This window comes from Pseudomonas sp. SIMBA_067, assembly GCF_046534675.1.
Taxonomy (GTDB): domain Bacteria; phylum Pseudomonadota; class Gammaproteobacteria; order Pseudomonadales; family Pseudomonadaceae; genus Aquipseudomonas; species Aquipseudomonas putida.
The window spans coordinates 1-248 of sequence record NZ_JAWRYH010001026.1; the positions used below are offsets into that span (position 1 = coordinate 1).

Below are 248 nucleotides of genomic sequence, written 5' to 3' on the forward strand. Positions count from 1 at the left end.
GCGCCTCTTGCTTGGTGGCAATGGCCACTGCCGAAATGATCTGCTCGAACTTGTACGTCATCTGACTGCCGAAGCTCGTGCCAAAGGCACCAATGTTGGCAGAGACCGTGCCAGTCAGGAGCTCTATCTGCGCAATCGTCCAGGCTTCTGCCGGGCCGAAACCGTACAGGGCGCCGTAGGAAACACTCGAAAGCATCGTCGACCCTACGACAATGCTGGCCAGTTTGAGCCGAAAATTCATATCACTG

Annotated in this window: 1 pseudogene; it reads right to left on the reverse strand. The window is 56.0% G+C overall.

The annotated features are described in order from the left end of the window. Positions 1-248, reverse strand: a pseudogene (locus SB765_RS32320) (hypothetical protein); the annotation flags it as partial.